The organism is Pseudomonas sp. BIC9C, from assembly GCF_034541995.1.
GTDB classification, from domain to species: domain Bacteria; phylum Pseudomonadota; class Gammaproteobacteria; order Pseudomonadales; family Pseudomonadaceae; genus Aquipseudomonas; species Aquipseudomonas fluorescens_CC.
In genome coordinates, this window is sequence record NZ_JAWDGM010000001.1 from 472,044 (window position 1) to 485,883 (window position 13,840).

At 57.4% G+C, this 13,840-nt stretch carries 16 protein-coding genes; 14 read left to right on the plus strand and 2 right to left on the minus strand.

Going from position 1 to position 13,840, the window contains the following annotated elements:
- Window positions 1-10 precede the first annotated feature (10 nt).
- Entirely contained in the window at window positions 11-826 is an 816-nt protein-coding gene (locus RS887_RS02300) for a DUF2303 family protein (RefSeq protein ID WP_322614238.1), read from the plus strand.
- Window positions 827-1,061: 235 nt separating this feature from the next.
- Here the strand turns inward: RS887_RS02300 and RS887_RS02305 are convergent, their stop codons facing one another.
- A complete protein-coding gene (locus RS887_RS02305) occupies window positions 1,062-1,436 on the minus strand; it encodes a hypothetical protein (RefSeq protein ID WP_322614239.1) in 375 nt (124 codons plus the stop codon).
- Between the two features lie 82 nt (window positions 1,437-1,518).
- On the opposite strand from RS887_RS02305, the gene RS887_RS02310 reads away from it, so the two are divergent.
- The 10 genes from RS887_RS02310 (at window position 1,519) to RS887_RS02355 (ending at window position 9,514) form a co-directional block, all read left to right on the plus strand.
- The gene (locus tag RS887_RS02310) at window positions 1,519-2,283 is read left to right on the plus strand and encodes a hypothetical protein (RefSeq protein ID WP_322614240.1); all 765 of its coding nucleotides are present in this window, start codon (window positions 1,519-1,521) and stop codon (window positions 2,281-2,283) included.
- 53 nt (window positions 2,284-2,336) lie between these two features.
- Window positions 2,337-2,978 carry a hypothetical protein gene (locus tag RS887_RS02315; RefSeq protein ID WP_322614241.1) on the plus strand — a complete coding sequence of 214 codons (642 nt, stop codon included), beginning with the start codon at window positions 2,337-2,339 and terminating at the stop codon, window positions 2,976-2,978.
- Window positions 2,979-3,036: 58 nt separating this feature from the next.
- Window positions 3,037-3,714 (plus strand): hypothetical protein, encoded by a 678-nt coding sequence (locus RS887_RS02320; RefSeq protein ID WP_322614242.1) that lies wholly within the window; start codon window positions 3,037-3,039, stop codon window positions 3,712-3,714.
- Window positions 3,715-3,799: 85 nt separating this feature from the next.
- Complete coding sequence (locus RS887_RS02325) at window positions 3,800-4,114, plus strand: hypothetical protein (protein WP_322614243.1); 315 nt, start codon at window positions 3,800-3,802, stop codon at window positions 4,112-4,114.
- The gene (locus RS887_RS02330) at window positions 4,111-4,677 is read left to right on the plus strand and encodes a hypothetical protein (protein WP_322614244.1); all 567 of its coding nucleotides are present in this window, start codon (window positions 4,111-4,113) and stop codon (window positions 4,675-4,677) included. The genes RS887_RS02325 and RS887_RS02330 overlap by 4 nt, the downstream gene beginning before the upstream one ends.
- 218 nt (window positions 4,678-4,895) lie before the next feature.
- Entirely contained in the window at window positions 4,896-5,543 is a 648-nt protein-coding gene (locus tag RS887_RS02335; protein WP_322614245.1) for a hypothetical protein, read from the plus strand.
- Between the two features lie 229 nt (window positions 5,544-5,772).
- Window positions 5,773-6,978 (plus strand): tyrosine-type recombinase/integrase, encoded by a 1,206-nt coding sequence (locus tag RS887_RS02340; protein WP_322614246.1) that lies wholly within the window; start codon window positions 5,773-5,775, stop codon window positions 6,976-6,978.
- A gap of 22 nt (window positions 6,979-7,000) precedes the next feature.
- Window positions 7,001-7,546 carry a GTP cyclohydrolase I FolE gene (gene folE, locus RS887_RS02345; protein WP_032832746.1) on the plus strand — a complete coding sequence of 182 codons (546 nt, stop codon included), beginning with the start codon at window positions 7,001-7,003 and terminating at the stop codon, window positions 7,544-7,546.
- Window positions 7,547-7,650: 104 nt separating this feature from the next.
- On the plus strand, window positions 7,651-8,022 hold the full coding sequence (locus RS887_RS02350; RefSeq protein WP_322614247.1) for a glutathione S-transferase N-terminal domain-containing protein: 372 nt from the start codon (window positions 7,651-7,653) through the stop codon (window positions 8,020-8,022).
- 160 nt (window positions 8,023-8,182) lie between these two features.
- Window positions 8,183-9,514, plus strand: a complete 1,332-nt coding sequence (locus tag RS887_RS02355; RefSeq protein ID WP_322614248.1) for an IS4 family transposase — start codon at window positions 8,183-8,185, stop codon at window positions 9,512-9,514.
- Between the two features lie 33 nt (window positions 9,515-9,547).
- Here the strand turns inward: RS887_RS02355 and RS887_RS02360 are convergent, their stop codons facing one another.
- A complete protein-coding gene (locus RS887_RS02360; protein ID WP_322614249.1) occupies window positions 9,548-10,714 on the minus strand; it encodes a PLP-dependent aminotransferase family protein in 1,167 nt (388 codons plus the stop codon).
- 81 nt (window positions 10,715-10,795) lie between these two features.
- On the opposite strand from RS887_RS02360, the gene RS887_RS02365 reads away from it, so the two are divergent.
- The 3 genes from RS887_RS02365 (at window position 10,796) to RS887_RS02375 (ending at window position 13,680) form a co-directional block, all read left to right on the plus strand.
- Window positions 10,796-11,242 (plus strand): MarR family winged helix-turn-helix transcriptional regulator, encoded by a 447-nt coding sequence (locus RS887_RS02365; RefSeq protein WP_322614250.1) that lies wholly within the window; start codon window positions 10,796-10,798, stop codon window positions 11,240-11,242.
- A 317-nt stretch (window positions 11,243-11,559) separates the two neighbouring features.
- Complete coding sequence (locus tag RS887_RS02370; RefSeq protein ID WP_008017677.1) at window positions 11,560-12,909, plus strand: NCS2 family permease; 1,350 nt, start codon at window positions 11,560-11,562, stop codon at window positions 12,907-12,909.
- A gap of 144 nt (window positions 12,910-13,053) precedes the next feature.
- Window positions 13,054-13,680: a LysE family translocator gene (locus RS887_RS02375; RefSeq protein WP_322614251.1), complete on the plus strand. Its 627-nt coding sequence runs from the start codon at window positions 13,054-13,056 to the stop codon at window positions 13,678-13,680.
- Window positions 13,681-13,840 lie beyond the last annotated feature (160 nt).

Consider the following 13,840-nt stretch of genomic DNA (forward strand, 5'->3'; position numbering starts at 1 on the left):
GATCTGACGCATGTCCCTGACCAAAGAAGCAGTACAGCTCATCACCGATACCGCCCTGCAAGCCTCGGGCAAGATTCTGCCAACTCAAACGCCCACCGTGGTGCTGCCAGAAGGTTGCCAGGTGGTCACGCTGGAAAAGTGGCAGGCCGGCCGCAGCCGCTTCCGTGGCATCTACTCCACTCACTCGCTGGCTGACTTCAGCGCCTACGTGGCCGCCCGGGCCATCCCGACCGCCAAGGGATTCATCGATCAGGATGAAATGACCTGCACCCTGCTGTTCAACCTGGGCACCGATGCACTCCCGGGTCACGCTGATGACCGCGCGGTGCTGAAGCTGAAGGCGTCGGCGGGCTACAAGGCTGCCCAGTCAATCGGTGGCCGGGCGATGTCACAGAAAGAGTTGAGCGACTGGATCGAAGACTGGCACCAGTACCTGACGCCAGTTGATGACGAAGGCAATGCTATCCCTGTCGCCAAGGCCATCGCCGCAGTTCGCACCATCACTGTCAAAGCCAGCAGCGAATCCGAAACCACCGTCGGCGACACCAGCGCCAGCCGTAGCGCCATGGACCAGATCGAAGCCCGGAGCAAAGAAACGCTGCCGGCAGCATTGCTGTTCGGCACCATTCCGTTCGAGGGTTTAACCGAGCAGCAGATCAATCTGCGTATCTCGGTGATCACCAGCGGCGCAGTGCCGGCGCTGAAGCTGCGCTGGGTCGGTGAAGAAGTTCAGCGCGAGGACATTGCGCAGGAGTTCAAGACGGTGCTTCAGGACAAGATTGGTACCGCTGCGGCCCTGTCTCTGGGCTCTTTCGATCCGAAGTAAAGCGGACCATGTGATCCTGCTGATGATTCAGCAGGATCCGGGCGACGAATAACCAACCTCACGCTGCGCATCCGGACACGGAGGGCGGCGCCTGACTGGAGAGAATCGTGCCCCCTCACTTCGAAAGCCCCAACGGGCTATGGCTACGACTGCCGCATTGTGAAAGCGAGTGCCGGGTCGCGCAACTCGACATATTCACCCGACTCTCGATCTCTTATTGCCCTTAAAATAAGTTTTAAAAGATGGCTTGGAACGTTTGAATCATGTACGGGCTTAGTGCCGCGAGCCCTTGAATGATCGTTGCAGCGTTCGCGGAATTCTGGATGAACGAGCCAAACCTAGAACTCCTAACCACTTGGGCCTTCTCTTCATGACTGGCTGCCTCCTTTTTACGAAGCGCAGCTAAAACCTCTGCAAATAGTTCGTGTGGAGTGTCAGCGGGAATACCTAGGGCTGCAAAGGCCCCGGCAGGGTCCCGCTGTAAAATCGCCACTTCGCATTTATTAATGTTCGATTCAATCAGATTGATCTCTACGTCTCCTGAACCGACGGAAATTCCTCCGCCACATTCAGAGATCGTTGAGTTGGTCATGTTGATTATCAAGGCCATCGCTTAGCTCCTTCCGGCTCAATGCCGGGCCGAACACAAATACCCCACTTATACGAATCACGCCAGCCGGCGAGGATCCCATATGCACGTTTTGTTCTGCAGTTACGGGAACGACTCCATCGCCCTGATCCAATGGGCGCATGAGCGTGGCCTGAAGGATGTCGTGTGCCTCTACTCCAACACCGGCTGGTCCGCAAGCTGGTGGTCCGACCGTGTAGCCAAGGGCGAGTCACTGGCCCAGGGCTACGGATTCACCACTGCCCGCACCGAATCGGAGGGGATGCTCGAACTGGTCAAGCGTAAGCGCGGCTGGCCCGGCGCAGGCGGACAGGGTCAATTTTGCACCGCCGAGCTGAAGGTGATGCCAGCTTTGAAATGGCTCGACTCCAACGACCCAGACAAAGAAGCAACAGCCATGACGGGCGTGCGGCGCAGCGAGAGCAGGCACCGTTCCGACGCCGAGGAGCACGTTTTGGAATCAGAGCGGCATGGCGGACGGGAATTGTGGCAGCCCCTTGTGCGACACGACGATGCAATGCGTGACGCCCTACTACATCGTGCGGGCTTCAAAGTACTACCCCACCGGTCACTCGAGTGCTACCCGTGCATCAACGCGAACATCGACGACATCCGGCTTCTTTCCGAGGACCGCATACGATTGATCGACGTCATCGAAAAGGACTTGGGCTTTACAAAGAAGGGCAAGCCCCGGGTGATGTTCCGCACAGCGCGCCGTAAAGGAGCCGTCGGAATTCGGGCGGTCGTCCAATGGGCGGCAGCACCCAGGCCACGCGATCAAATGGAAATGTTCCCCGCTAAGTGCGACTCAGGATACTGCGGCGGCTGAACGAATCCCTCACCACCCTCCACCGCCCGGGCATGCCCCGGATAGGACGACCCATGCCCACAGAAAACAAACCGGCCGAGCCGCTGCAGGTTGAGCGCTCGACAGTCACGAAACTGGTGATCACTGGCGCACCGCGGCTCGACCCGATCACCGTGTTCCTCGAAGACTTTGGCCGGCGCGACTGCCCTACCGAGTCAGACCCGAACTACCAGGCCGCCCAGGGCAAGATCACGATCAACTGCTGGGACAAGAGCTGGAACGCTTACTGGGGCGGCATGGGGCCGCGCACCGCCGCGGAGTTCGTCGCCGACTGCAGTTGGGACTACGTTCTTAACTGCTTGGATCGCGGTATCAGCAGCACGCGATTCAGCGGCGACGCGCTGCATGCCCTGGCCAAAAAGTGCATCGTCCAGCGCCGGCGACAACAGACCGGACGCCACGACTGGGAGTTGGGCGAACTGAGTAAAGGTGAAGCCCGCGAGCTTTGGCACGACATCGATGATCTAAGCAGTATCGAGAGCCCAAACGAATGCTGGCATCAAAGCAAGCTGCTGACCGAGCTGTTCGGCGAGGAATGGCATTACTCGCTCGATGGCAAGGCTGTCGAAGAGAACCACGAATTCACTTACCTGCGCCGCGTTGTCGAGGCTGTTCAGCAGGCGCTGCGCCAGGAACAGCAGCAGGTGGCGGCGTGACTGTTATGAATGCCCATGATTTGGCATCGATGGAGATTTGACTGACGTTCGGAATAAGATGGAACAACTTCAGACAAGGAAAAAAGCTATGAAATATCGGAATGCACTGAACGGAGACCATCCAGGTTCATATCAAATTGCAACAAGAGCAGGTAAAAGCACGCTGAATCCAGGTGAAACCCTACATTTCGAACAATATATAACAGGCTACGGAAACATACTCACTGCAAAAATTCAAGCTTACATATCGACTGACGCCTTTGTAATGGACGATTCTTTCATTCGCAGCAGCATCACCAAAAAAGAAGTGGATGGTGGCACAGAGCTCGGATGGGGAAATACAGTAATGAACCCAACCGATACTGGCTTCACATGTGTGCTGGCAGGAATGCAATTACATGAAAGCCATGAATCTACAATGATTTTCGATGTCCCCGGGCACCCTGGAACCCCAATTTTAGTATGCGAAAACAAAGTAAATCATGCGCCTTTTGAATACACACTAAAGACAAAAAAAGACATTGGACCAGGGGAATATTACATAGATTTTTATTTAACATTTTTTAATGGCGACCATTGGATAACCAGCAAGGAAAGAGTTCCATTTAAAGTTAGAAACTTTTTCGAGCGCCACGCAAAAGCCATTAGTGCTTTGGCTGTAATTGCTTCAGCATCAGGAATAATTCGATTTGCGGCATTACCCATCTACGACTTTGTAAAATCTTTTTTTTGTTAACCACATGCAGGACTTAATCAGTCCTGCTTGAACCCTCACCCTCTCCCCCTTCAAAGTCAGCCGCTATAGCGGCAAAGGAACAGTCATGCCTGAGGAAAAGTTGATTGGCCCCGTCGAAGTCGTGCGAGACGCGGATGGGTATTGGTTCCACCCCCACATCCCGGATTTTGACGAAGACGCCGAAGCTTGGAAGGCGTGGCTCGAAGCCCAAGGTCTGCGGGTGGTTGGCTCGCACATGGACTCCGACTTGGAATCCCATCCCTACTGGGAAGACGATGCAGCTCACTGCCTGGGCTGGGAGCCTGAGACGCCGCCAGGCGCTGGCTGGTTCCTGCTCGGAATTTTCGACACAGACGACGGCCCCTATGTTCAGTGGGCGCGCCGCGAGGTGACGCCATGATCATTGATGACGTGATGACCGACAAAATCACTTTGCACGGCCTGGGCTTTGTGCAGATCCAGCTCCAGGGTAACCAGCGGCTGCACGTCTGGCACCCTGAGCTTCCGCGCCGAACCTGCTTCGAGCACTCGGCAATCCACGATCACCGCTTCGACTTCGTGTCGCGCGTCCTGGTCGGAACGCAGATCAACCATGTCTACGCCTATCAGAAAAAGCATGACGGCGAATTCATGCTTTACCTGCATGAAGGTAAACGAACGGCAAATGGCGGGCGCCCGTGGACTCCAGACGGCTGCGCGGATCTGACGCCGGTAGCCTCGTTTGAAGTGCAGGCAGGGAAGGATTACGAGAGCACTGCTTACGTTTACCACCGAACAGAGCCTGGTGGAGATGGGCGGGTCGCAACGATCATGCGCAAGACCGGTGAATGGCAGGCCGGAGCGCACTCCACCTGCCGCTCTGGCATCCAGCCCGATACAGACTTCGACCGATACCAGTGGTCACCGGCCCAGCTCTGGGAAATAGTCGCCGACGTAATGCTCGGCCAGCAGGTGACGCCATGATCGCCCTCACCTGGTTCGACTACTTCTACTGCTACAAGGGGCCGCGCCGCTAGGGTTCACCCCGCCAGCTACCTTCAGGGGAAAAAGCGTGTACGCAACTGGCGAAGCGAACCACTAAACCTTAGCCCAGCTGATCAACTTACCTGATACCCCTCATCTGATTCCCTTCTTCCACTTACCAGCCTGCCAGTGTACGGCGGGCGAGGATAACTATTGCCATGCCAAACCATGTGACCAACAAAGTGCGCGCACCTGCCCGCGTTCTGAAAACGCTGATCAACGAAAACGGCAAAATCGATTTCAACACCATCCTTCCATTTGCTGGGCAGTTTCCATGGGATGGGATCAGCGGCCAGGCCGAGACCACAGCGCAGGCGATCACCGCCCAGCCGCTCAACGAACACCCGTTGATCGCTGGACTTGAAAGGCGCAACCGTGCCGAAGCCAACGTAATGCAACTGAGTGATGAGTGCTTCGAGCAATTCGTGCAGATGCTTCGTAACAAGCGCACTTGCGGGCACTTCCACACCTTGGACCATGCCCGTGATGTTTGGGGAACGAAGTGGAACGCGTACGACCAGGTGATCGAACTCGATGCCGGAGAGCTTTCGTTCGACACCGCCTGGTCATGCCCCCTGCTAGTCCTGGCAGAACTTTCAAAGCGCCACCCAGATGAAGAGATAACGGTCCGGTATGCCGACGAGGACCTCGGCAGCAACTGCGGGACCGTGAAGCTAAAGGCTGGCGAAACTGTTTCGTCGGAGGTTGCTGGGCGCTGGGACGAGATGAGCGAAGAGCAGCGACAGCAGTGGACTTCCTGGGCGCGCGACTTGAAGGGTTGGCCCGAAGACGAAGAAGACGAATAACCCCCATCACCACCTTCTGCCGCCGCGCGGCATGGAGCATCATCATGTCAGCAGCAGAACAGATACCGGTGGAGTACCTGTCCGACAAAGTCGCCGAGAAAAACTTTGCGGAGATGGTCGGCACGACCCGGCGCGCTCTTCAGGGCAAGCGCCAGCGCAACATCATCCCTAGAGGGGTATGGAACGAGATCGATGGACAGATTTACTACAGCATCAGGAGATATGAGGCATGGCTAGAAAGCCTTTGGGATTGCCCGCCGGAGTTGAATTCGCGGGCCAGTCAGTCCGGATTCGCTTCACCTGGAAGTTCCGCCGCTGTGAGACCCTCCCCTATCCCCAAACGCCAAAAGGCATCAAGGCAGCCGCAGATCTTCGCGCTACAGTAACCAGCCTGATCAAGCATGGCGTGATGGATGACCAGCGTTACGCCGAGCTTTTCCCGAAATCGACCTATTCCACCTACTCCGCCACGCCGCTGTTCGGGGGCTACGCACAGACCTGGCTCGACAGTCGGGAAGTCGTAGGTGGCACCCGTAAAAACTACCGGATATCCCTCAACATTTATTGGATGCCCCACCTGGCATTGCTCCCGATTGACCAGATCAGTTCAGCGACGATCCGAAAAATCGTCAGTGAGACGCAGTGGAAGTCGTCGACCGTAAAGCGTTCGGCGATCCAGCGGCTGTACACGATGTTTGAAAGCGCAGTGAATGATGAGCTGATCACGCGGAATCCAGTCGGCTCGATTGAGCTGCCGGTAAAGGCAAAGAAACCGGTGGATCCGTTTACCGTAGTGGAGGCTGATTTGATTGTCGGGCACCTTTATAAGGTGCTGAAGGGCTCGATGCGGGTTTACGCGGCCTACTTCGAGTTCGCGTTTTATACCGGCATGCGGCCAGGTGAGATAGCGGCATTGCGCTGGAATGAGGTGGACACTGAGGGGCGTGTCGCCAACGTGTGCAGAATCGTCGCTGACTACAAGATCGAGGAGCGCACGAAAACCCGCGAGACGCGGCGAGTCATGCTGAACAGCAGGGCATTGAATGCGCTTGAGGTGGCCAAGGGTGTGGCCGAGTTGAGGGCGAAGCAAAGCCGGAGACAGCACAAACAGTCACCATATGTGTTCCCACCGACCAAGAATTTCGAGTTCATCCAACAGGCCAGCGTGACCGACAAACACTTCAAGGCAGCGCTGGTCGCGTTGAAGATCCGGGCCAGACGGCAATACAACTGCCGGCACACTTACGCTACCATGTGCCTAATGGCAGGCATGAACCTAGGGTTCATCGCGAATCAGCTCGGCCATAGTGTGCAAATGCTACTGTCGACCTATGCCCGGTGGATCAACTCTAGTGAAGACTGGAGCGAAGTCGGGAAGCTGGAACAAAGCCTGATTGGTACAAAATTGGTACAGACCGAAACCGTACCCCTCTAGAACCCATACGGAATAAAGCTCTGTGACATTGGAACAGAATTACACCGCGATCCTTGGCCAACTGGGCGAGGACGTCTCCCGCGAGGGCCTGCTCGACACGCCCAAGCGTGCCGCCAAAGCCATGCAGTACCTCTGCCGCGGCTATGAACAGACTCTGGAAGAGGTCACCAACGGTGCCCTGTTCAGCTCCGACAACAGCGAAATGGTGCTGGTCAAGGACATCGAGTTGTACTCGTTGTGCGAACACCACCTGCTGCCGTTCATCGGCAAGGCTCATGTGGCCTACATCCCGAGCGGCAAGGTCCTGGGCCTGTCGAAGGTGGCGCGGATCGTCGACATGTATGCCCGCCGCCTGCAGATCCAGGAAAACCTCAGCCGCCAGATCGCCGATGCGGTCCAGCAAGTCACCGGCGCCCTGGGCGTCGCAGTGGTGATCGAGGCCAAGCATATGTGCATGATGATGCGCGGTGTGGAGAAGCAGAATTCGACGATGATCACCTCGGTGATGCTCGGTGAGTTCCGCGAGAACGCCGCGACCCGCAGCGAATTTCTCAGCCTCATCAAGTAATTCGCGGCACGAAGAAAACCGGCGTTCATCGCCGGTTTTTTTTCGCCTGCAAAAAATCAGGTAAGCTGCGCGCCCTTCTTCATTTGCACCGTGAGGCTTTCAACGTGTTCGTAAAAGCGCTTCGTGTCGGCCTTGGCCAACTGATCATCTTCATCGACTTCATCACGCGCCCGGGCAAAAAGCAGCGCCCGGCGGAGGCTCAGGCGCAAGTCAACACGGCGGCCAAGGGCCTGACGCTGTATCAATTCCACGCCTGCCCGTTCTGCGTGAAGACTCGCCGTACCCTGCGCCGCCTGAATGTGCCGGTGGCCCTTCGCGATGCGAAGAACAACGAACAGGATCGCCAGACCCTGCTGGAGCAAGGCGGCAAGATCAAGGTGCCGTGCCTGCGTATCGAAGAAAATGGCCAGACCACCTGGATGTATGAATCCAAGGTGATCATTGATTATCTGGACAAGCGGTTTGCTGCAGCCTGATGGTTATGTAGTGCTCGCGAAGAGGCTGACACAGGCACCGCAAATTTCAGACAAAAATAAACCGGCCCATTGGCCTAATGCCGATCAGTTAAGCCTCGTCGCTTGACCTTTGGCCGCAAGAAATCAAAATCCGATGCCTGAATAGGCATCGGATTTTTTTATGCGTCTGGCTCGGGCACTGGAACTAACCCACAACTTCGTCTCGACTCCCAATTCCATTGAGGGATTGGACTCGTTGCTTGATCCCTCTCTGGTCGAGCAAGCGTTGGAACAGGCCGGCGTAGCCACCCTTCGCAAGCGGCGTCTGCCCTTGGAAATGATGCTCTGGTGCGTCATCTCCATGGCGTTTTTCCGGCGCATGTCGGCGTGGGATGTGGTCAGTCGCATGAACATCATGCTGCCCGGGCAACGCCCACTGGTCGCACCCAGCGCCGTAGTCCAGGCCCGTCAACGATTGGGTAGCGAGGCCGTACGACAAGTCTTCGATCTGACGCAGAAAAGCTGGCATGAAGCGGCCGGCCATCCGACCTGGGCCGGATTGCGTTTACTGGGGGTCGACGGTGTCGTCTGGCGAACGCCCGATACACCCGAAAACCGTGCGCGTTACGACTCCGCCAGCAACCAGCATGGCGATACCGGTTTTCCTCAGGTGCGCATGGTTTGCCAAATGGAGTTGACCAGCCATTTGCTGATCGGCAGTGCTTTTGATGGCTATCGCAGTAACGAAATGAAACTGGCAGAGCAACTGATCGACACCACGCCAGATCACTCGCTGACGCTGTTTGATCGCGGTTTCTACTCCTTGGGGTTGCTGCACCAATGGCAGCAGGCCGGCACTGAGCGGCATTGGCTGATGCCGCTGCGTAAAGGTGCGCAGTACGAAGTGATTCAGCGCTTGGGGCGTCAGGATGCGGTGGTCTCGCTCAGCACTTCGCCGCAGGCCCGCAAGCAGTGGCCAGGCTTGCCAGAGCGCCTAACCGCAAGGCTCCTAAGCAAGACCGTAAAGGGCAAGGTCTGTCAGATTTTGACGTCGATGGTCGATCCGCTGCGTTTCCCATCCGATGAAATCGTCGACCTATACAGCCATCGCTGGGAAATCGAATTAGGATTCAGGGAAATGAAACAGACACTGCTCAACAGCAGCTACACGTTGCGTAGCAAGACGCCCGAGATGATCGAGCAAGAGTTGTGGGGCGTGTTGCTGGGCTACAACCTGTTGCGTTATCAGATGGTGGAAATGAGCCGCCATTGTCCGGGCATCCATCCGTGCGAGCTAAGCTTCACCGCGTGTACTTGGGCGATCCTGGGTTTTATCAATGGCGTTTCTGCGGATCGCTCAGGGAACATCCCCAAATACCTCGCCGAATTGCATGCCTCGGCCCCGCACTATGTACTGCCGCATCGCCGGGAAGAGCGGGTTTATCCGCGAGCTATCAGGCTGAAATCCCCGAAGTATCCGATCAAAAATAAAAATGCCAGTCAGCTTAACTGACTGGCATTAGCCCATTGGCCGGTTTATTTGTTTCTAGGCTGCCTTTGCAGCCTGCGCCTGTCGCACCACCGCCGCCAACCGCTTGAGTCCCTCATCCAGCCGTGCCGGATCAATGTGGCTGAAGTTCAACCGCAGATACCCCGGATGATTATCCGGCTCGGGGAAGAACGGTTCGCCCGGCATGAACGCCACGTCATTGGCCAGCGCGGCGTCGAGCAAGGCGCGGGTGTCTTGCGGCTGCTTGAGTTTCAGCCAGAAAAACAGCCCGCCCTGCGGCACGTTCCAGTCCGCCAGATCGCAGAAGTGAGTTTCCAGCGCAGCCTGAAACGCATCCCGACGCCCCCGATAAAAATCACGTAACTCACGACGGTGTTGCTGATATTTCTCGCTGCCGATCCATTGCAGCGCCTGCCACTGGCCGACCCGATTGGTGTGCAAATCCGCCGACTGCTTGAGTTTCAACAGATGGGGAAACAGGTCAGGGCTGGCGATCAGAAAGCCGACGCGCAATCCCGGCAACAGGGTTTTCGACACGGTGCCGGTGTAGATCCAGCTGGCTTTTTTCAAGCGACTGACAATCGGCGTCGCGCTGCCGCCGTCGAAGGTCAGTTCTCGGTAAGGCTCGTCTTCAATCAGCGTCACGCAGAATTCATCCAGCAACGCCGCCACCGCATCGCGCATGGATTCGCTGTAAGACACGGCCGATGGATTCTGGAAGGTCGGGATCAGGTAGATGAAGGCCGGGCGGTGTTGTTCCAGGCGAGCGCGAAGCTCCACAAGGTTCGGCCCGTCGGCTTCCAGCGGCACGGTCAGGCAATCGGCGCCGAACAGTTGGAAGATTTGCAACGCCGCCAGATAAGTCGGCGCCTCGAGCAGGATCTCGGTGCCCTTGTCGATGTACAGCTTGGCGGCAAGGTCCAGGGTCTGCTGTGAGCCGCTGACCACCAGCACCTGGCTGGCCTCGCACGGCACACCCAAGGCTCGCGCTTCGGCAGCCAACGCTTCGCGCAGCGCCGGCTCCCCTTCACTCATGCCGTATTGGCCGATGGACAGCGGCATCTGGGCCCATTCGACCTTCGGCAACATGGCTTCGGCCGGCAGGCCACCGGCAAACGACATCATCTGCGGACGCTGGGCCGCGGAGAGGATTTCACGGATCAAAGAACTTTTAAGGCGCGAGACACGTTCGGAAAAAGCCATGGGATCACCGGTAGCGAGGCATGAGGAAAATGAGTCAAACTTGTTGACCGAAATTACGCTTGATCGAATGGATACGTCAATATGCTTGACCTTAAAAGCCCCCTTTCCCAGCAACAAGCCATGGAAGCGTTTTTCTTCGGCTACCAGGCCTTCACCGCCAAGGTCGATGAAATGCTCGAACGTCGCGGCCTGAGTCGGGTGCACCAACGCATCGTGTTTTTCATCGCCCGTTATCCGAACCTCAGCGTCAAGGAGTTGCTGGCATTGCTCGGGGTGAGCAAGCAGGCGCTGAACATGCCGTTGCGTCAGTTGGTCGAGATGCATCTGGTGGACAGCGTCGCTTCCGAGTCGGACAAGCGTAAGCGGCTGCTGGAACTGACCGACGACGGTGCCCGTTTCGAACAGTCGTTGCGCCGTGAGCAGGTGAAATTGCTGGAGCGGGTGTTTGCCGAGGCTGGGGAGACAGCGGTGAATGGGTGGCTGGCGGTGAACCTGGCGCTGGGGAAAGGCCAGTTGTCGGCAGACTGAGTATTCAATCTGCTGGATTTGTAGTGACTGAACCGACGCCTTCGCGAGCAAGCCCGCTCCCACAAGGGGAATGCGGTCACCTGTGGGAGCGGGCTTGCTCGCGAAGGGGCCAGAACAGGCGATATATCCCTATCGCCAAATATTTCGTCTACAAAATCAAAAACATTATTTGCTTTATTTGTATACAAAAGCATAATCCACTTCGTGCGAGTTCCTGACCAACAAGTCAACAAATTCGCAAGTGCCTCAAAGGGCCGCTGCCACCCTCATGGGTCCGGCCCTGGAAATAACAATAAAACTCTTGAGGAGTACTCGCTGTGGAAAGCCGCAAATCCGAAGCATCGACGCTGGAACTCTCGCCGCCATTACGCAATGGTTTGCTGGAACGCCTGTTCAAACTCAGCTTGCATGGCACCACGGTGAAGACCGAGTTGATTGCCGGACTGACAACCTTCATCACCATGGCCTACATCATTTTCGTCAACCCCAATATCATGGCCGACGCCGGGATCGATCACGGTGCCGCGTTCGTCGCCACCTGCATCGCCGCCGCACTCGGTTGCCTGTTGATGGGCCTGTACGCCAACTGGCCAGTTGGTCTGGCACCAGGCATGGGGCTGAACGCCTTCTTCACCTACACCGTGGTCGGCACCATGGGCTACAACTGGGAAACCGCCCTCGGTGCGGTGTTTGTTTCCGGTGTGTTGTTCATGATCCTGACGTTCTCGCGGATCCGCGAATGGTTGCTCAACAGCATCCCGGTCAGCCTGCGCTTCGCCATGGGCGCCGGCGTGGGGCTGTTCCTGGGGCTGATCGGCCTGAAAACCGCGGGTATCGTCGTCGATAGCCCGGCCACGCTGATCAAGCTCGGTTCCCTGCGCGAACCCGGCCCGCTGCTCGCCGCCGTGTGCTTCCTGATGATCGCCATCCTCAGCTACCACAAGGTGTTCGGCGCGATCCTCATCAGCATCATCACCGTGACCCTCGCTGGTTGGGGCCTTGGGCTGGTGCACTACGAGGGCATCATGTCCGCCCCGCCGAGCCTCTCCCCGACCTTTATGGCCATGAACGTCGCCGGCGTGTTCAACGTCAGCATGATCAGCGTGGTCCTGGCGTTCCTTTTCGTGCACATGTTCGACACCGCCGGCACCTTGATGGGCGTTGCCCAGCGCGCCAACCTGGTGGGCGCCGATGGCCGGATCGAAAACCTTTCCCGCGCCATGAAAGCCGACAGCGCTTCCAGCGTATTCGGCGCAGTGGTGGGTGTTCCGCCAGTGACAAGCTATGTCGAAAGTGCTGCCGGTGTGGCCGCTGGTGGTCGGACTGGTCTTACCGCAGTCACCGTTGGTGTGCTATTTATAGCAGCAATGTTTTTCGCACCACTGGCCGGCATGATTCCCGCCTATGCCACCGCTGGCGCACTGATTTATGTGGCCATGCTGATGATGGGCGGCATGGCCCACATTGAATGGGATGAAGCGACCGACAGTATTCCGGCGATCGTCACCGCCATCATGATGCCCCTGACCTTCTCGGTCGCCGACGGTATCGCGCTGGGCTTCATCACCTACGTGGCGCTGAAGGCCGGCACCGGCAAGTACAAGGAAATCTCGGTCAGCCTGTGGGTGCTCTGCGCGATCTTCATCGCCAAGTTCATCTTCTTGTAGGAGCGAGCTCGCTCGCGAAGGTCGTTAACGGTAACGCGTACTTACCGGGTTGAATCCATAGTCGGAACACTGCCCGGACCAAGTGCGCCACAGCAAACAGCCTCACCCCGTCGGGTGGGGCTTTTGTGCAAATGGAGGAAAGTGATGAGTCTGGAAACCTGGCTGCTGTTCAGCGGCGCTGCGCTGATAGTGATCCTGATCCCGGGGCCGCTGTCTTTGCTGATGATCAGCAACAGTCTGAATTACGGCCTGCGCCGCTCCTGTCCGGCCTTTCTTGGCGGCGTATCGGCCTCGATCTGCCTGCTGAGTGCGTCGGCGCTGGGGCTGGGTGCGTTGTTGCTGGCTTCGGAACAGCTGTTCAGTGCCCTGAAGATTCTTGGCGCCCTTTACCTGTTCTACCTCGCCTGGCAGAGCTGGCAGCAATCGCGCCAGCCATCCCATGGCGCTGAAGTGCCACAGGCAGCACCGGTACCACGCTTTCGTGCACTGTTCGGGCGTGCGTTCATGTTGGGCGCCAGCAACCCGAAGGACATCCTGTTCTTCGCCGCTTTCCTGCCGCAGTTCTTGAGTGCCGAACAGCCGTTCCTCCCGCAATTGTTGGTGATGATTGCGACCTGGACCCTGCTCGACCTGCTGTGCAAATTGGCCTATGGCCTCGGCGCCCATGGTGCGGCGCGGTATCTGCGCAGTGGCAAGGGGCAGAGCTGGTTCAACAGGATCAGTGCGGGCTTGTTCAGTGGCGCGGGTGCTGCGTCTCTGCTGAGCCGCTAAAAGCAAAAGCTTCGCGAGCAAGCCCGCTCCCACAGTTGATCTTCAGTGAACATGGTATTTGTGTTCGAAGATGATCCAGTGTGGGAGCGGGCTTGCTCGCGAAGACGGCATCACAGGCACCGATTTTCTCGAGACGAAAAAAAGCCCGCAGTGTGAGCGG